Raw genomic sequence first — 17209 nt, forward strand, 5'->3', positions numbered from 1 at the left:
CGATAGCAGTACTTTATTTTTGCTGAACTGACTCTATAAATCTTTTTTTCGATAAAGATGAAGGATATAAGGGAATGGAAAAAGAAGAACTTAAATATCTACTACTATATGATGAGGTGAAAGGGAATGATTGGATCAATAGTTACGACGGTAAAAGGACATCTTCAAGGTACTATGGAAAACGATATATGCGTTTGGCGTGGAGTCAGATATGCTAAAGCGCCGATCGAGGATCTGCGTTTCCGCTCACCGGAGCCAGTTGATAAGTGGAGCGGTATCATCGATGCAGTGGATTTTGGTCCCATTCCCCCGCAGCCGATGGATCGGGCGGTAAGAACAGGAATGGCCGGAAATGAAAAAATGGATGAGGATTGTTTGTTCTTGAATATTTGGTCACCTAGAGCTGATGATAAAAAACGCCCGGTCATGGTCTGGATTCCTGGAGGAGCATATATAACGGGAGCTGGATCCATTGATATGTACAATGGACATTTACTGGCTAAAAATGGAGATGTAGTCGTAGTAAGCATCAACTATAGGCTGGGGGCACTGGGATATCTGGATTTTACCGAGTTTGCAGGTGATGGGGAAATATTTGAAACCAATTTAGGTTTACGTGATCAAGTTGCGTCTCTTAAATGGGTTAAGGAGAATATAGAAGTGTTTGGCGGCGACCCTGATAATGTTACGATATTTGGTGAATCAGCTGGAGGCAATGCGGTTACCACTATACTTACCGTTCCATCAGCGAGAGGTCTTTTTAAACAGGCCATTGCAGAAAGTCCCGCTCCGACATCTGTTTACGGAAAAGGATTTGCGCGCCAATTCAGTGAACGGTTCCTTGAGATATTGGGCATTGGAAAGAATGAATTCCATCGGTTAAAAACACTTCCAGTTCAAGAGATTGTCGCGGCATCCTACCAAATCTTACAGGAAAACTCACAAGCCATGCCGGGCTCACTATCCTTTGGACCTGTCGTAGATGGTGACTTCCTGCCCGATTATCCACTAGATTCGATTCGATCCGGAAAAGTAAAGGGAATACCCTTGCTTATAGGAACAAATAGGGACGAAGCGACCTTATTCGAACAGATGGATCCCCCTTTGATCCCAACTAATGCGGCAATGATTCATAAAATGTTCGAAAATACAGATCCAGAGGCGAAAGAGCGAATTACGAATGCTTATATAAACTACCCAGAAAAGAAAGCTGTGCTTGGCCTTGGCCGTGATGCGACCTTCCATATTCCCTCGGTTTGGTATGCGGAGGCATACAGCCGCTTTGAAAAAAAAACTTGGATGTACCGTTTTGATTATAAAACGGCGGCAATGCGCATAAGTAAATTAGGGGCGACGCATGGTATAGAAATCCCTTTTGCCTTCCAGACTTTCGACTCGGCATTTGGGAAACGGATCACTTCATTTGGTTCAAGGTCAGCTGCCCTAAAGGTTTCCCACAGAATGCAGGGCCATTGGGTCAACTTTGCGAAACATGGAAACCCCAATCCCCCGGAAGGTGAAACTTGGCCAAAATATGATGAAACCAACCACTACACCATGATTTTTGATAAAAAGGATTATATTGAAAAAGACCCTGACAGGATGATAAGGTTGGCATGGGAAGGGGTGGGGATTTACAAGTGAAAAATAGTGGATGGGAAGAAAGAGGGTTGAACTTGGATATCAATAATTTCATGTCAACGAAAGGTTATGCGAAAATTTTGGATCAGGAATATCCATTAGTTTCTTACAGAGAAGAGTTCTATTTGAATCCATGGATGATTTATAAGGATGACAACTCATTGGGACTTTTATCGAAACGGGCTGAGGAAAGTTTCAATGAGTTGTCATTGGAAGATTGGAAAAGGTATGGAATAGACGGCTGGGGCCTAGCCCGGCAGATTATATGAAAACTATGAAAACAAAAGGGGAATCATTGCCTAGAATGGGAGCAACATATGGAGAAAAATAAACTGCATCGTGAATTATCATCGAGTCAAATCACAATGATTGCCATGGGGTGTGCAATTGGCACCGGATTATTTTTGGGGAGCGGCCTTGCGATTTCTACGGCAGGTCCAAGTGTACTTATCAGCTATGCAATTGGTGCATTCATTGTCCTTCTGCTGATGGGCTGTTTGGCGGAAATGACTGTAGCCCACCCAACATCGGGATCCTTTGGGACCATTGCTGAAAAATATATAAGTCCATTTGCGGGTTTTGTTGTGAGATATTCATATTGGATAGCGAATGTCCTTGCCATCGGTGTCGAGGTGAGTGCCATCGCTGTTTATATGAAATATTGGTTCCCGGATGTACCTGGGAGCGTTTGGATTTTCCTTTTTGCTGCACTGCTAATCTATGTAAATGCGACGAGTGTCAATACATTCGGGAATTTTGAGTATGTATTTTCCATGATCAAAATCAGCGCCATTGTCATATTCATACTACTGGGCGCCTACGTGGTGTTTGGCGCCGAACCGTCAAGCGGAATCGGTGTAGAGAACTATGCCAATGATGGCGGTTTTATGCCTTTCGGTTTTTGGGGGCTCTGGGTCGCCATATTCATTTCTCTCTTCAGCTTTTTAGGAACTGAGTTGATTGCGGTGACGGCGGGGGAAGCGAAGGATCCGGATATTGCCGTCCCTAAAGCTTTGAAGGCAACTGTCTTCAGGCTTGCCACTTTTTATGTACTGACAATCGGGATCATGTTAATGATTGTTCCCTGGCAATCGGCCGGTATTGATAAAAGCCCATTTGTTAGGGTTATGGAAACCCTGAATGTTCCCGGGGCATCGGGGATCATGAATTTCATTATTTTAACCGCTGCAATATCTGCAATGAACAGTCAATTATATGCCTCCACCAGAATGATATTTTCATTATCCGAGCAAAAGCAGGCTCCAGCCCTCTTTCAAAAAGTGAGCAATAAAGGAGTCCCGGTAAGGGCCCTCCTCATATCCACTTTGGGCATATTTCTTGCTGCAGGAGTTAAGGTCCTGCTTCCGGATACTTCATATGCATTCATGATGGGCATATCGATGTTCGGAGCCATTTTTACCTGGTTCATGGTGTTCATTTCCCACTTATTTTTCAGGAAGAGGTGGGAGAAATCCGGGGGACGCAAATTACCTGTTAAAATGTATGGATTTCCATATCTAACGCTACTTGGTGCATTTCTTTTGTTTGCTTTGACGGTATCCACCTGGTTCACTGGCCCGTTTAAAATTGTACTCCAGTTCGGTGTACCATGGCTGATCTTTCTTTGCATTGTTTATGCATTGATGTCGAAAATCAAAAGAATGTAAAGGGAAAGAGGGATAGTATGGATAAGGGTCCAAGAGATGAACACCGTCCGGAAGAAAGTATGGTAACTGATTTTGAAAAAGATATGTCCTATGGGGACTACCTGCATTTAAAGCAAATATTATCAAGTCAGCATCGGCTTTCCGGTCATCACGATGAAATGTTGTTCATCATCATTCACCAAACAAGTGAATTATGGATGAAATTGATCCTCCATGAATTGACTGCAGCAACAGCCCTTATTGAGGCAGGACGTTTGGAGCCTTCCTTTAAGATGCTATCCCGAGTGGCCAGGATCCAACAGCAACTTGTTCAATCCTGGAATGTGCTTTCGACCTTGACGCCATCCGATTATATGGAATTCCGGGAGAAACTAGGAAACTCTTCAGGGTTCCAATCATTTCAGAACAGGTTGATAGAATTTGCAATGGGTCAAAAGAATTCGCAAATATTGGCCGTTTTCCGTCACAAGCCCGAGCTTTATGAGTCGATGATGGCAGCCTTGAATAAACCTAGTATTTATGATGCGGCTATAGGGGCTTTGGCTGCAAGAGGGCTTCCCATTGATCAATCGGTCCGGAACAGGGATTGGTCTGTAATTTATCAGGGAAATGCAAGTGTTGAAAACGCGTGGCTGACAGTTTACCGTGATGTGCATAAATACTGGGATTTATATGAATTGGCCGAAAAGCTCGTGGATATTGGAAGTCAACAACAGTTCTGGAGATTCAATCATATGAGCACCGTCGAACGGATCATCGGTAATAAAAAGGGAACTGGCGGATCGTCCGGTGTAAGTTATCTTAAGAAAGTGGTCGAACAGCCATTTTTTCCTGAGCTTTGGACATTAAGGACCAAACTGTAAGCTCGGACTTGCGGGAGAAATACATGAATCAATGGTTAGATATTTTAAAGCGCCTGAATGAAAATACGCTATATTGGCCAGGAGATACGCAATATTCAAATCGGCTGAATTCATCAATGGCTGAAGGGTCAACTGTCACTGTAGGGGAAAATGGAAGGAAATCCTATTTGTATATTGGCACTGCTACTGTGGTGGATGCAGCTGAAGCATTGGCATGAAAGATATTGAAGGCATACAGGGGGCCGGCAGTTGCTGACAAGAGGTCAATGGAAGGGCTGGTCCTTGACTGACTGGAGCCTGGACTGTACGATTTGGCCGCATTGCCGGTTGCATGAGGGGAAGGGAGTCCGGTCAGGGCCGCTGTGAAAAAGAAAGGCAGATGGGGAGAGATAAGGATGGGCAAAATTGGAGTTTATGGATCTTCCTTCGATCCGGTCACGAATGTGCATTTATGGACAGCATCGACCATTGCGCATCGTGCAAAGCTAGACAAGGTGATTTTTTTACCTTGCACAAATGGCCGTATCGATAAACAGATGAAAACAAGCAATGAACATCGGTGGGAAATGCTAAATTTGGCAATAGGGGGCAACCCGCTATTCGAAGTTAGTGATTATGAAATCAATGAACGCGCCGGAACGAGTAAACAATATACTTGGTACACGATGGAATATTTTAAATCACGATTTCCAAATGACGAAGTTTATTTCATAATGGGTGCAGATTTACTTGAAGATATTGATAATCAAGAGTTACCGGTACACTTACGATGGAAATTCAGGGAAAAATTGATTGCCAATCATAAATTCATCGTCATGGCACGGGATGGGATCGATATGCTGAAAATCATTTCCAAAAGTCCATTGCTAAGAAATTATGATGATGGCAATACATTTCACCTTATAGATAAAGGGCTTTCCATGGAAATCAGTTCTACATATATAAGGGATGAATTCGCGATGGGCGGGGAGCCAAGATATTTACTGCCTGATAAGTGTTATCAGTATATCGTGGACAATAAGCTGTATCAAAAAGCATCAAATTCATAAGTGTTGGCCAGGTATTAAAGGGCTCGATCTCCCCGTTGGATCGAGCCCTTTTCGTTTGGGAAGTTTGCATTGAAATAAAAGTACATGTTTATTTATAAAACACAGTTGACAACTTGGTATACTTTGCTTTATGTTAATATAAGTAAATTCAGAATATTTGCTGATCAGAGAACTGAAGGCATACTATCTCCAAAAATAAAAAGGGAAGTAGTGTGCTTTTTTTGTTGCAAAAAACAGGGGGGATTCCATGAAAAAATTGATGGTATTATTGACAAGTTTGATTTTAGCCTTCGGTGTACTTGCAGGATGCAACTCGGAAAAAACGGAAGGGGATGGGTCATCAAAGTCAGTCGAGCTACTGAATGTGTCATATGATCCGACACGGGAATTGTACCAGGAATTCAATGAAGCATTCGTGAAGCACTGGAAAGAAGAATCCGGTCAGGATGTAACGATTCAACAATCACATGGCGGATCTGGTAAACAGGGCAGGGCCGTAATTGATGGATTGGAGGCGGATGTCGTTACATTGGCATTGGCTTATGATATTGATGCCATTTATGAAGCGAGTAACCTATTAGCGAAGGATTGGCAAAAACGTTTACCGGAAAACTCGACACCATACACATCAACGATTGTGTTTTTGGTGAAAAAAGATAACCCTAAAGGCATTAAAGATTGGGATGATCTTATTAAAAAGGATGTATCCGTCATTACACCAAACCCAAAGACAAGCGGAGGGGCAAGGTGGAATTACCTGGCTGCCTGGGCTTATGCAGAGAAGAATTTCGATAAAGACGAAACTAAAGTGAAGGATTTCATGAAAAAACTTTATCAGAACGTTGAAGTCCTGGATTCAGGGGCCCGCGGTGCAACCACGACTTTTGTAGAAAGGGGTATTGGTGACGTACTTATCGCTTGGGAGAATGAAGCCTATTTAACACTGGAAGAATTCGGTGATGACAAATATGAAATCGTCAATCCTTCCATCAGTATATTAGCAGAGCCACCGGTAGCTGTTGTCGACGAAGTGGTCGAGAAAAAAGGAACAAAGGAAGTGGCTGAAGCTTACCTGGAATACCTATATACGGATGTCGGTCAGGAAATTGCCGCGAAAAACTTCTATCGTCCGAGGGATGAGAAGGTTCTGGCTGAATACGAAGACCAATTTGCAAAAATCGATATGGTTACTGTTGAAGATACGTTTGGCGGCTGGAAAAAGGCCCAAGAAACACATTTTAATGATGGCGGTACATTTGACGAGATTTATCAGCAGTAATAAGCATGAAGGAGAAGATGGCTTTATCACCTTCTCCTTCATAAATCGGAAAAAGAGCTGAGGCGAAGCTATGAATATAGTGACAGAAGGTAGACAGACGAAAAAGAGGACCATACCCGGTTTTGGATTGACGATGGGTTTTACGTTACTTTATCTTTCCATCATCGTTTTGATACCGTTATCCATGGTTTTTCTAAACACATTTTCAATGGGGCTTCAGGACTTTTGGGCGACCATAACTGAGCCGAGGGTTGTTGCTTCATATAAATTGAGTTTCCTGACAGCGTTAACTGCGGCCTTTGTGAACGCAGTTTTTGGTGTGTTAATTGCCTGGGTGCTTACTCGTTATGAGTTTCCCGGCAAACGGATCATCGATGGACTGGTGGATTTGCCTTTTGCCCTCCCTACTGCCGTGGCAGGAATTACTTTGACCACCTTGTACTCACCGAACGGATGGATTGGGCAATTTTTCGGCTTTAAAATCGCTTTCACTCCTGCCGGAATCATCATCGCCCTAATATTTATCGGCCTTCCATTCGTGGTGCGGATGGTTCAACCGGTGCTTGAAAATATCGAAAAAGGAATGGAAGAAGCGTCTGCTTCTTTAGGGGCGAATCGAATGCAGACATTCATTAAAATCATCTTCCCGGAATTGATTCCAGCGATATTGACGGGTTTTGCACTTTCGTTTGCGAGAGCACTTGGAGAGTATGGGTCCGTAGTCTTCATTGCCGGAAATATGCCGTTTAAAACGGAGATTTCCCCGCTGATCATCATGACAAAGCTTGAACAATATGATTATGAAGGGGCAACAGCTATTGCGGCCGTCATGCTCATGATTACATTTATAATTTTGTTCACCATCAATATCTTGCAATGGTGGACCGGCAAAAGGTATTCAGGGAAGTAGGAGGAAATATGATGGAACATGGTAATTCAGTGGTTGCTGAAACGAAGCACCCAGTCAGCATTACGAGAAACGCAACAAAAGAGCCTAAATCGATACAATGGGTCCTTATTTCGGTTGTATTGCTATTTTTGACATTGTTTTTAGTTGTCCCATTAATCGCAATCTTTGTAAAGGCTTTTGAAAAAGGTGCAGAAGCCTATTTTGCGGCCATTGCCCATCCTGATTCCTTGGCTGCGATTAAGTTAACATTGATCGTTGTCCTCATCACCTTGCCACTAAATGCCATATTCGGGGTTGTGGCTGCGTGGACCATAACAAAATATGATTTCAAGGGAAAAAACTTCTTAATAACACTGATAGATCTGCCTTTTTCCGTTTCACCCGTCATCGCTGGGTTGATTTTTGTTCTTCTGTTTGGCTTACATGGAACATTTGGTCCACTGCTGCAATCCTTTGACATTAAAGTGATATTTTCAGTACCAGGGATTGTCATCGCTTCCATTTTCATTACCTTCCCATTCATTGCACGCGAATTGATCCCGCTCATGCAAAGTCAGGGGACGTCTGAAGAAGAGGCTTCACTCACGCTGGGTGCTGGAGGGTTTAAGACATTTTGGTATGTGACGCTTCCCAATATAAAATGGGGACTTCTATATGGAGTCATCCTTTGCAATGCAAGGACAATCGGGGAGTTTGGGGCTGTATCGGTCGTATCGGGCCATATACGGGGCATGACCAATACGATGCCGCTTCATATTGAAATCTTATACAATGAATATCAATTTTCGGCTGCATTTGCCGTTGCATCCCTGATGTCCATCTTTGCAATCATGACCTTGATCATTAAAAGTTTCATAGAATGGAAAACCGACTTTAAATCAACCAAAGCGAGTTAGGAGGAATGAAATGAGTATCATCATTGAAAATGTTACAAAATATTACGGGTCCTATCAAGCACTCCAAAACATCAATTTGGAAATAAAGAGCGGTGAACTCGTAGCCCTCCTTGGCCCTTCCGGATCGGGGAAAACGTCATTACTGCGTATCATCGCCGGTCTTGAACAAGCAGAGAACGGGAGGATCCTCTTCAATGAAGAGAATTATACGCATAAACATGTAAAAGATCGAAATGTGGGATTCGTCTTTCAGCATTACGCCCTTTTTCGAAATATGACGATTTTTGATAACATTGCCTATGGATTAAAGGTCCGCCCTAGAAAAATAAGGCCAAGTAAAAAAGATATTGAACAAAAAGTCACTGAATTGCTTCAGCTTGTCAAGTTGGAAGGATATAAAGATCGTTATCCATCCCAATTATCTGGCGGCCAGCGGCAACGTGTCGCATTGGCAAGGGCACTTGCGGTTGAACCGAATATCCTTTTGCTTGATGAACCATTCGGGGCATTGGATGCCAAGGTTCGCAAAGAACTTAGGCGTTGGCTAAGAAGGCTTCACGACGAATTCAATGTTACGAGTGTGTTCGTGACGCATGATCAAGAAGAAGCGATGGATGTTGCTGATCGGGTCGTAATCATGAATGAAGGGAAAATTGAACAGATTGGAACTCCGGAAGAAGTATATGATCACCCTGAAAATCCTTTTGTTTATGATTTTCTCGGCAGTGTCAATCTATTAAAGGGCAACGTCCATAAAGGAAAATTGGTAACTGGGAATGTGGAAATGAATGCCCCGGACATTGAAGATGGAATGGGCACTGGTTATGTAAGGAATCATAACTTTATCATAGAAAGAGAACCATCGGAAAAGGACTCGATCGCATCCATCATTGACCATATCCATACGATTGGTCCCATCGTACGGATAGAAGTCATTCGTCAGGATACAAACGAACCGCTGGAAATCGAACTGACGAAAGAACAATATTTGAATCTGGGAATAAGCAAAGGGGAAAGGGTATATGTCCGTCCAAAAGAATTGAGAGTTTTTGTCGACTTTATGGCTGGGATTTAAGAATGGGTCGAATATTGACGGAAAAACCGCTAAAAGCGGTTTTTTTTAGTTTTTTAAGGGTGCTGACAGCAGGAACTTCCCGTAAAGGTAAATAAGCTGCAAACTGTTATAAAAGGGCTTTCTTGCAATCGGAAATGGAGAGTTTTTACCCGTCAATAGTCTATGATCATATGGTGCCATACACTAGATAAAAAGTCTTGCATCAAAATAAGAAGAGCGTTATGTAAGATATTGGATGTTATATCACGAGAAAAAGTCGAATTTTTATGTTTAATGTTAAAATTGAAATATAATTGTAATATTGTTATTACGCATTTGACAAAATCTGATGATATACTACGACTTAGATGAAAACATAGTAGAGTTTAAGAAATGTATTTAATATAATCACAACGTTAGAAGATTACATAAAGAGTAAAAAAAATAGAGAAGAGTTCCCAGCAATTTATTTTGACTAATGATTTTTCATAGAGAAAAAGAAGTGGGTCGATGGAAATGCAAGGGGAGGAAAGCAGGGGAAATGAGTTTGAAGAAAAAACTTATCGTATTGAACACTACAATTATGCTTGGATTAGGGAGCGCTTTTGCCATACCGTCTGTAAAAGCTGAATCTATCACGGATATTCAATCACAACGCACGGGAATACAATCAGATATTTCAGAGGCAGAACAAGTTATTCAGGAATTGAAAAAAGAACAAACGAAGATGAATGCCCAAATTGCCCAGATAGAATCGGCAATGAAAGAAAACGACCAAAAAATCAAAGATACTAAACAAGAAATTAAAGACACCGAAAAAGACATAGATTCTTTAAAGAAAGAAATTAAAGCGTTGGAAGAAAGAATCGCAAAACGCGAGGAAGTCTTGAAAGAGCGCGCGCTTTCATTCCAAGAGAGCGGCGGGGACGTTGAGTACCTGGAAGTTGTTTTAGGTTCTAAAAGCTTTGGTGAATTCGTTAATCGTGTTGGAGCGGTAGCCACCATCGTGGAAGCTGACCAACAGATTCTTAGAGAACAGGAAGCGGATAAAGCTGACTTAGAAAAAAAACAAGCGACTGTTGAGAAAAAATTGCAAAGCCTAAAGGATATGGAAGTAGAACTGAAGGGCATGCAATCTCAAATTAAAGATCAAAAAGCTGAAACTGTCAAAATGAAGGAAATCGTTGGAAAGAAAGAATCGGAAACAAAGGCCCTAAAACAATCTTTAGAGAATAAAGATGCCGGTTTAGAAGCACAAATTGCGTCCATTCGTGAAAATATCAAAAAAGAGGAAGAACGTAAAGCAGCAGAGAAAGCGGATCTTGACCGTGCTGCTGAAGAAGTGAGTTCTTCAAATTCTTCCAATGATGGATCATCAAGTTCTTCCAATGATGGATCATCAAGTTCTTCTAGTAAAGAATCAACAAGTGCTTCTAAAGCTGAATCGTCAGCATCTGGTTCTTCAAAAGGTGAAGCATCATCTAATTCATCTAAAAGCAGTTCTGTTGATAAACCTGCAGCAGCTAGTAAGCCAGCAGTAAGTAAAACTGAAACATCAAGCAAGCCTAGCAGTGCAAATACAGGCTCTGCCATTACAGCCGGTTATAAATATATCGGTAACTCCACTTATAAATTTGGTGGCGGAAGAACGGCATCCGATATCGCTAACGGTCAATTCGATTGTTCAGCATTCGTTGCATGGGCTTATAAACAAGCTGGTGTGAACCTTCCAGCAAGTACGGGTGCATTGACGAGTGCAGGACGTCAAGTATCCAAGAGTCAAATGCAACCTGGAGATTTAGTGTTTTTCAATACGTATAAAACTGATGGGCATGTCGGTATTTATGTCGGAGGCGGCAAATTTATCGGTTCCCAAAGTTCAACAGGTGTTGCGATCGCCAATATGGAAAGCGGATATTGGGCAAGTAAATTCAACGGCCGTGTCGTTCGTGTAAACTAATCGTTCTTTAAGTAAGCAGGGGAGTAAATGCCCCTGCTTATTTTTTTTTGAAAAAAATCGAAAAAAATGAAACTTATTTTGAAATTCAACGTAAATACTATAAGATAAAACAAGGATAGGTGATGTGGACTTTCAGTAAATCTGGGAAAACATTTATAGAATCAACATTCCATACTATTAAACGGAGGCAAAAAAACATGATGAAAAAATTTATGGCTGCATTACTTACAATTACACTAGCATTCTCGCCAGTCGGCACTTATGTATTCCAAGATCATTCGGAGTCAGTCGATGCAAGGGGTTACAAGTCCGGAAAAAGAAGTTTTAACAGCAACAACAATAACAAATCGAATTTCCAAAATAAAGAAACGAAGAAGTCCGATGCTACTACTGCTAATAAAGCCAAGACTGGAAATACATTCTCAAAAGGCGGCTTAATGAAAGGAATTATGCTAGGTGGACTGGCAGGTTTACTTTTTGGTAGCCTATTCGCCAATATGGGAGCCCTTGGTTCTATACTTGGTCTATTAATCAACGTGTTAGCGGTCGTTGTATTAATCGTTGTAATCCGTAAAATATTCACATATTTCAAAGATAAGAAGAAGAAAGAGGATACAAACCCATGGAGAGGCTAAAGATTTCCGAACAAGATATCATCAATGCGGTTTGTGTTTACATTGCCCGTAAAAAGCAGGTACAACCCAATGAGGTAGAAGTGGAGTTAATGTTTGATGATGATTATGGCTTTTCGGCAGAAGCGTTCGTCGATGGCCGGAAACAAGTGTTAATTACCATCAACTTGATAGAGGCGCTTCGCTTATGGCTGGATGAATATCTGAATAAAGATCCATACTCTGGTATTGAACTTGTATTGGATGATGAAGAAGGCATAGTCGCTTTAGTAAGTGAAAGTAATAGATAATAAAAAAAGGATGCCGTAACGGCATCCTTTTTTTATTTAATAAGGCACAGGGCGATCTATGCGGAGGAAAAGGATAAAAGAGAAATAGAAAAATAGTAAAGCGAACTAAGCAAAATCCTAGATTACCAACGCTTATTACAAACTCGAAATTATATATTTTCCATTTGTTGCAAAAAATGGTCCGTGGAAGTAGGATTGATATATGTTCAAGTCAAAGGAGGAGAAAAAGTGAAAGGTTATATTGAGGATATCACTTTTTTAAATGAAAAGGCCATAAAGTTCGGCAATGAAAAAGTGGAAGCGATACTTGCGCCATCTTTGGGAAGCAATCTGCTTTCGTTGAAGTACAAGCACAAGGATATTGAGTTGCTGCGCACTCCGGATAGTGTAGAAGAGTATAACAAAGCTCCCATTTTATATGGAATGCCAATCCTGTTTCCTCCTAATCGAATTGAAGATGGTCAATTTACATATAAGGGGATTGTATATAAGTTTCCAATCAATGAAATGAAAAAATCCAATCATATTCATGGTTTTTTGCATGACAAGCCGTGGAAAGTCTGCAAAAAGGAAGTGAACGGGAAAGCGGTCGTCATTAATACTGAATTTTCAAGCAGCGATTTTGATCTAAAAGGCAGCTTTCCACAAGATATCACTGTGAATATGTCTTTCTCTTTAAAGGCAGAAACATTGGAAATACAATTGGAAATCACTAACAAGGGCATTGAACCCTTTCCATGGGGAGCAGGTTATCATACTGTATTCAATTTCCCATTTGGAACAGGGAGTAAATTGGAGAATTGCAGAATATCACTTCCTGTCAATAAACATTGGGAGTTGAATGAAAGGTCATTGCCAACTGGTGCAATTCATGAAACGGACAATACATTGGAAATCCAAAATGGTATTAGTTTGGACGGCAGGCTATTTGATGACCTATTTGGCTATGATGAGGAAAGAGCGCTGGAAAACGAGTGCATACTTACTGACCAAGAGGCTGGAATGCAGGTCATCTATCATGTCGATCGACATTTTAAGTTTTGGGTATTGTTCAACCAGGAGGGGTTTGTCTGTCCTGAACCATATACATGGGTAACGAATGCTCCTAATTTGGATTTGTCTGCAAAAATGACTGGATTGCGGGAGTTATGCTCAGGGGAAACGGTTCAGCTGAAAACTAGATTGATTATGAAAGATATATAAAAAAAACACCTTGGCACTTATGGATGCCAAGGTGTTTAAGGTTATGCTTTTTTTCTCATCCACAATGGGTATAGGACGATTCCGAATACATATAAGGCTATGCCAAGTATGAATGTATTCATATCAGCTGTACCTGTCTTGATGACCCAGATCGAGTAAATTAACGCCAGGATGGTAATGATGCCATCACGTACCCTTGAGCCTTTCATGATGTCATAGGTTTCCCCAGTCATGACTAACTTCAATTGATACAGAACCGAAGCAAGATACGGGATCAAGTAAGCGAGTGTAGCGACGATCATCGAGAATTGATAAGCTTCCAAAATCGTACCCGAAATAGTGGAGAATAAGAATATCTGTGTCATGATATTTGTTATTGTCATAGAACGGACGGGTGTGCCATTTTTGTTCGCTTTCGCAAAATAGGCCGGAAACAGGTCTGATTTCGCTGCCTGGTAAGGAACCTCTGATGCAACGACAATCCATCCGATTGTAGATCCCAATAAGGAAATGACGGCAAGAGCAGCCATTAAATACGTACCGCTTGAACCAACTACAGCTTGCAATGCGTCAACAAGCGGTTTTTGAGATATTTTCAAATCGTCTTGCGATATGGCACCCATCGTCAATAAAGTAATGCCGATATAAATGGCAACAGCGATAAGTAAACCTAGGATCGTCGCTTTCTTTACATCATTTTGTGACTTGGCGCGGTTTGACAGCATGACGGCAGCTTCAATACCGATGAAAGCCCATAATGTTGAAATTGCAGCAGCATTCACTTGATCACCTAAAGAGATTGCAGATCCCGCCTTATCATAAAATTCAGCCCCGTTCCCTAGGTTGGAAGTATCGAAGATGAAAATCGTGATAATGATGAAAAATAAGAATCCAAGCACTTTGGTAACCGTAGCAAAAAGATTCATTTTCCCAGCGCTGTTAAAACTTCTTACCAAGATTGCCTGAATCCCCCAAAGGGCAATGGAACATACCGCAAACGTTAATGCTTTACCTAGTTCAAGTTGAAACGAACCGGCTGTATAAATTACTTTCGCACTATGCATCACCGGGAAAAACGTTGATAGGTAACCAGCAAATGAAATGATGACAGAAGCTGTCGCAGCCCAATTCGCAGCCCAATAGCCCCAAGCCATGCTATACCCTGAAACCCTTCCTTTAGCAGGGGATTTAAATAATGATTGAGCATAACTTTGCGGTCCAGCTTTCAAATCAGGTTTCCGCACTGCCAGGTTACCAAACACCAAAGCTATTAGAAAAACTCCCAGTCCAGTAACGATCCATGCCAATGTGGCCCCTAATGGACTGGATACCTGTGCTAATTGAGCAGGGAGCATGAAAATTCCGCCGCCGACCATATTCCCAATAACGAATGTGGTCAAAATCAATAAACCCCATTTTTTATTTACCATTTATATCGAACCTTTCTTAAATACAGTGTGTGTTTATACCGACAACTTATACTAAAATAGTATATCTCAAATAGTTTAGTTTGGTAAAGTGGTAAATAAGTAAAATGTAAAACGCAGACTAATCAGAAAATTATAATTCGTATTGACAAAACGAGGGAATTGGATTATATTAGTAAATACCAAGTTAGTTGGTAAGAATAATGTGATTTCCCTTTTGATTGTATTTTTCAATAACATATGCAACTCCTAAATATTGCCGATTAGTCAACTAAAGGCACCCTTACATCTACTTCTGTTAGATGGCGGGTGCCTTTTACCTTTTATTAGTGAGGGGAGGGGAATCTGGAGTTCCTATTAACTGGTTATTCTTATACGGAAAGTAATGTGAGGATATGATAGGTAAACCAACTTCCTCAAGAAAACATGGAAAGCGGGAAGCGTACGTGCGCTTTAAACAGTAGGCATGAAACGAAACTTTATTACCAGTAGTGAAGGGGAGATATCATGGAAAAGAAAGAAGAATTGAAAATCAGGCATATCATTTCAAGCTTGGAAGATCTGCAATATGGATCCGTGATAATAACCATACATGATGGTGAAATCACACAGGTGGATACAACCGAAAAGAAACGATTCCCATTAGTGAAGGGCAGGGCAGTTAAATCCAGATGAATATTCCGTTAGTAACGGGGCTTTCGATATGAAGGCTCTTTTTTATGCAAAAAATTATTGAATTGGCATTTAGAAGAAGATTGTACTGCATTCAACATGGTAGAATAAGTTAGGGGATAAGGGAGTTTTGTATAGAGGTTTACATGATATCTAAGGGAGGAACAGGAAATAGATGACCTTACAAACTATAGAACATGATATCTTGGCATTAATTGAAACATTTAATGGGAAAATCGCATATAAAATTGAAAATGGTCATGGGGAAACGATTGGATACCACGAGAATGAATCCTTTCAATCAGCGAGTCTTATCAAAATACCGATGATCATCGAAGGTTATCGTCAAAGTGAACAAAAGGAAATCTATTTGAATCAACCAGTGACCATCCCGCCTAATGAAGTGACAGGGGGATCTGGGGTTCTGCATGTCTTATCGAATAAGGTATTTTTAACTGTTGAGGATTTATTGACATTGATGATAACTGTTTCTGACAATACATCCACGAACATGATGATGAACCTGTTGGGATTTGAGGAAATTAATCAATGCATCAAGGATCTTGGTTTGAAAAATACTGTCCTTGAACGAAAAATGCAGGATTTTAAGGCATTAAAAGAAGGGCGCGACAATACCATATCGGCGGAAGATACGATTACCTGCCTGAAAGCGATACATACAGGAAACTTTTTAACGAAAGAAAGCCAAGAAAGAATATTGCGTGTATTTGACAATCAACAATTAAGGGATAAACTTCCATCACTGATGGGCAAAGGGGTCAAGGTAGCAAGCAAAACTGGCGGAATTCGCGGAGTTTCCCATGATTGTGCAATCATTCGTTCAGAAACACAAACAGTCTATGCTGCAGTTCTTACTGAAGATATGAAATCAGAGGAAGAGAGCCGTCAAGTAATCAGTAAAATTGGAAAATTGATATATGATGATATTGTTGCAGAATAAACAGTCAGTTTGAATATTTTTGGAAGTGCGGGAAGTCTTTCGGGAATTCACGCTCTTCGATTTTGGGTATAGAGGGGTCAGTGAAGAATGTTAAATGAAAGGAACATAAAGCGGGGAAAAACCTTGAAAAGCGCGATGAAATTAGGCGTAATGAGTGTTGTTATATTACTGGGGTATTTTGGTTTTTTACACATGAAAATTCAAGAAAGCATTCACCAGCAAATTCCTGAAAATGCCGATTACCTCATTATTCTTGGAGCAAGGGTCAAAGGTTCGGTTCCATCATTATCCTTACAATACCGGATTGATAAGGCTGCAGAATATTTAAAGGCCAATAAACATACGGTGGCCATTGTATCTGGCGGCAAAGGACCGGGGGAAGATATATCGGAAGCGAAAGCAATGCAACAGGGGCTAATCGCCCAGGGAATTGAAGAAGCGCGCATCATGATGGAAGACAAATCTACAACAACTCACGAGAATATTGTTTTCTCAAAAGAACTCATTCCTGATACAGCAGCTTCAGGATTGATCGTAAGCAATGACTTTCATATCTACCGGGCAGTTGAAATAGCAAGAAAAGAAGGCTTGGACCTGAAGGGGATGCCGGCAAAAACACCAAAAGTGTCACTGTTGAAATCATATACCCGTGAATATCTTGCAATTACCAATTACTATTTAACAGAGTTGATTGGAAGGTAACAT

The 17209-nt window shown here is 41.0% G+C and carries 18 protein-coding genes; 17 read left to right on the forward strand and 1 reads right to left on the reverse strand.

What is annotated here, in order from left to right:
- Nucleotides 1–126 precede the first annotated feature (126 nt).
- The 14 genes from JNUCC41_RS15485 to JNUCC41_RS15550 all read left to right on the forward strand — a co-directional run bounded on the left by JNUCC41_RS15485 (nt 127) and on the right by JNUCC41_RS15550 (nt 13444).
- Entirely contained in the window at nt 127–1644 is a 1518-nt protein-coding gene (locus JNUCC41_RS15485) for a carboxylesterase/lipase family protein (RefSeq protein ID WP_192203774.1), read from the forward strand.
- Nucleotides 1641–1910 (forward strand): hypothetical protein, encoded by a 270-nt coding sequence (locus tag JNUCC41_RS15490; RefSeq protein ID WP_192203775.1) that lies wholly within the window; start codon nt 1641–1643, stop codon nt 1908–1910. Before JNUCC41_RS15485 ends, JNUCC41_RS15490 begins: the two co-directional genes overlap by 4 nt.
- Before the next feature lie 48 nt (nt 1911–1958).
- Complete coding sequence (locus tag JNUCC41_RS15495) at nt 1959–3308, forward strand: amino acid permease (protein WP_192203776.1); 1350 nt, start codon at nt 1959–1961, stop codon at nt 3306–3308.
- Between the two features lie 17 nt (nt 3309–3325).
- Nucleotides 3326–4171, forward strand: a complete 846-nt coding sequence (kynA, locus tag JNUCC41_RS15500; protein WP_192203777.1) for a tryptophan 2,3-dioxygenase — start codon at nt 3326–3328, stop codon at nt 4169–4171.
- Between the two features lie 23 nt (nt 4172–4194).
- A complete protein-coding gene (locus JNUCC41_RS15505; RefSeq protein WP_192203778.1) occupies nt 4195–4389 on the forward strand; it encodes a hypothetical protein in 195 nt (64 codons plus the stop codon).
- Nucleotides 4390–4566: 177 nt separating this feature from the next.
- Nucleotides 4567–5220: a nicotinate (nicotinamide) nucleotide adenylyltransferase gene (nadD, locus tag JNUCC41_RS15510; RefSeq protein WP_192203779.1), complete on the forward strand. Its 654-nt coding sequence runs from the start codon at nt 4567–4569 to the stop codon at nt 5218–5220.
- Nucleotides 5221–5467: 247 nt separating this feature from the next.
- Nucleotides 5468–6499: a sulfate ABC transporter substrate-binding protein gene (locus JNUCC41_RS15515; RefSeq protein ID WP_192203780.1), complete on the forward strand. Its 1032-nt coding sequence runs from the start codon at nt 5468–5470 to the stop codon at nt 6497–6499.
- A gap of 70 nt (nt 6500–6569) precedes the next feature.
- Nucleotides 6570–7409, forward strand: coding sequence for a sulfate ABC transporter permease subunit CysT (cysT, locus tag JNUCC41_RS15520; RefSeq protein ID WP_192203781.1), 840 nt, complete (start codon nt 6570–6572; stop codon nt 7407–7409).
- 11 nt (nt 7410–7420) lie between these two features.
- Nucleotides 7421–8305, forward strand: coding sequence for a sulfate ABC transporter permease subunit CysW (cysW, locus tag JNUCC41_RS15525; RefSeq protein ID WP_192203782.1), 885 nt, complete (start codon nt 7421–7423; stop codon nt 8303–8305).
- A 10-nt stretch (nt 8306–8315) separates the two neighbouring features.
- Nucleotides 8316–9380, forward strand: a complete 1065-nt coding sequence (locus JNUCC41_RS15530; protein ID WP_192203783.1) for a sulfate/molybdate ABC transporter ATP-binding protein — start codon at nt 8316–8318, stop codon at nt 9378–9380.
- Between the two features lie 520 nt (nt 9381–9900).
- A complete protein-coding gene (locus JNUCC41_RS15535; protein WP_342615295.1) occupies nt 9901–11319 on the forward strand; it encodes a C40 family peptidase in 1419 nt (472 codons plus the stop codon).
- Nucleotides 11320–11519: 200 nt separating this feature from the next.
- The gene (locus tag JNUCC41_RS15540; RefSeq protein WP_192208180.1) at nt 11520–11954 is read left to right on the forward strand and encodes a hypothetical protein; all 435 of its coding nucleotides are present in this window, start codon (nt 11520–11522) and stop codon (nt 11952–11954) included.
- On the forward strand, nt 11942–12241 hold the full coding sequence (locus JNUCC41_RS15545; RefSeq protein WP_192203785.1) for a YxcD family protein: 300 nt from the start codon (nt 11942–11944) through the stop codon (nt 12239–12241). Before JNUCC41_RS15540 ends, JNUCC41_RS15545 begins: the two co-directional genes overlap by 13 nt.
- A 228-nt stretch (nt 12242–12469) precedes the next feature.
- Nucleotides 12470–13444 carry an aldose 1-epimerase gene (locus JNUCC41_RS15550; RefSeq protein WP_192203786.1) on the forward strand — a complete coding sequence of 325 codons (975 nt, stop codon included), beginning with the start codon at nt 12470–12472 and terminating at the stop codon, nt 13442–13444.
- 41 nt (nt 13445–13485) lie between these two features.
- On the opposite strand, the gene JNUCC41_RS15555 is transcribed toward JNUCC41_RS15550, so the two are convergent.
- Nucleotides 13486–14874: an amino acid permease gene (locus JNUCC41_RS15555; protein WP_192203787.1), complete on the reverse strand. Its 1389-nt coding sequence runs from the start codon at nt 14872–14874 to the stop codon at nt 13486–13488.
- A gap of 504 nt (nt 14875–15378) precedes the next feature.
- Here JNUCC41_RS15555 and JNUCC41_RS15560 point away from each other — a divergent pair.
- From JNUCC41_RS15560 to JNUCC41_RS15570, 3 genes are all read left to right on the forward strand, one after another.
- Nucleotides 15379–15546, forward strand: a complete 168-nt coding sequence (locus JNUCC41_RS15560) for a YezD family protein (RefSeq protein WP_098371233.1) — start codon at nt 15379–15381, stop codon at nt 15544–15546.
- A 172-nt stretch (nt 15547–15718) separates the two neighbouring features.
- A complete protein-coding gene (locus tag JNUCC41_RS15565; RefSeq protein ID WP_192203788.1) occupies nt 15719–16504 on the forward strand; it encodes a serine hydrolase in 786 nt (261 codons plus the stop codon).
- 87 nt (nt 16505–16591) lie between these two features.
- Entirely contained in the window at nt 16592–17206 is a 615-nt protein-coding gene (locus JNUCC41_RS15570) for a YdcF family protein (RefSeq protein ID WP_228467344.1), read from the forward strand.
- Nucleotides 17207–17209 lie beyond the last annotated feature (3 nt).

It is taken from the genome of Brevibacillus sp. JNUCC-41, from assembly GCF_014844095.1.
In the GTDB taxonomy this organism is placed as follows: domain Bacteria; phylum Bacillota; class Bacilli; order Bacillales; family DSM-1321; genus Peribacillus; species Peribacillus aracenensis.

Coding starts and splice junctions, on each gene's coding strand:
- nadD (WP_192203779.1), top strand. CDS start 4,567: ATGGGCAAAATTGGAGTTTATGGATCTTCCTTCGATCCGGTCACGAAT.
- JNUCC41_RS15485 (WP_192203774.1), top strand. CDS start 127: ATGATTGGATCAATAGTTACGACGGTAAAAGGACATCTTCAAGGTACT.
- JNUCC41_RS15540 (WP_192208180.1), top strand. CDS start 11,520: ATGAAAAAATTTATGGCTGCATTACTTACAATTACACTAGCATTCTCG.
- JNUCC41_RS15505 (WP_192203778.1), top strand. CDS start 4,195: ATGAATCAATGGTTAGATATTTTAAAGCGCCTGAATGAAAATACGCTA.
- JNUCC41_RS15515 (WP_192203780.1), top strand. CDS start 5,468: ATGAAAAAATTGATGGTATTATTGACAAGTTTGATTTTAGCCTTCGGT.
- JNUCC41_RS15535 (WP_342615295.1), top strand. CDS start 9,901: ATGAGTTTGAAGAAAAAACTTATCGTATTGAACACTACAATTATGCTT.
- JNUCC41_RS15545 (WP_192203785.1), top strand. CDS start 11,942: ATGGAGAGGCTAAAGATTTCCGAACAAGATATCATCAATGCGGTTTGT.
- kynA (WP_192203777.1), top strand. CDS start 3,326: ATGGATAAGGGTCCAAGAGATGAACACCGTCCGGAAGAAAGTATGGTA.
- JNUCC41_RS15560 (WP_098371233.1), top strand. CDS start 15,379: ATGGAAAAGAAAGAAGAATTGAAAATCAGGCATATCATTTCAAGCTTG.
- cysT (WP_192203781.1), top strand. CDS start 6,570: ATGAATATAGTGACAGAAGGTAGACAGACGAAAAAGAGGACCATACCC.
- JNUCC41_RS15565 (WP_192203788.1), top strand. CDS start 15,719: ATGACCTTACAAACTATAGAACATGATATCTTGGCATTAATTGAAACA.
- JNUCC41_RS15530 (WP_192203783.1), top strand. CDS start 8,316: ATGAGTATCATCATTGAAAATGTTACAAAATATTACGGGTCCTATCAA.
- JNUCC41_RS15570 (WP_228467344.1), top strand. CDS start 16,592: ATGTTAAATGAAAGGAACATAAAGCGGGGAAAAACCTTGAAAAGCGCG.
- JNUCC41_RS15495 (WP_192203776.1), top strand. CDS start 1,959: ATGGAGAAAAATAAACTGCATCGTGAATTATCATCGAGTCAAATCACA.
- JNUCC41_RS15555 (WP_192203787.1), bottom strand. CDS start 14,874: ATGGTAAATAAAAAATGGGGTTTATTGATTTTGACCACATTCGTTATT.
- cysW (WP_192203782.1), top strand. CDS start 7,421: ATGGAACATGGTAATTCAGTGGTTGCTGAAACGAAGCACCCAGTCAGC.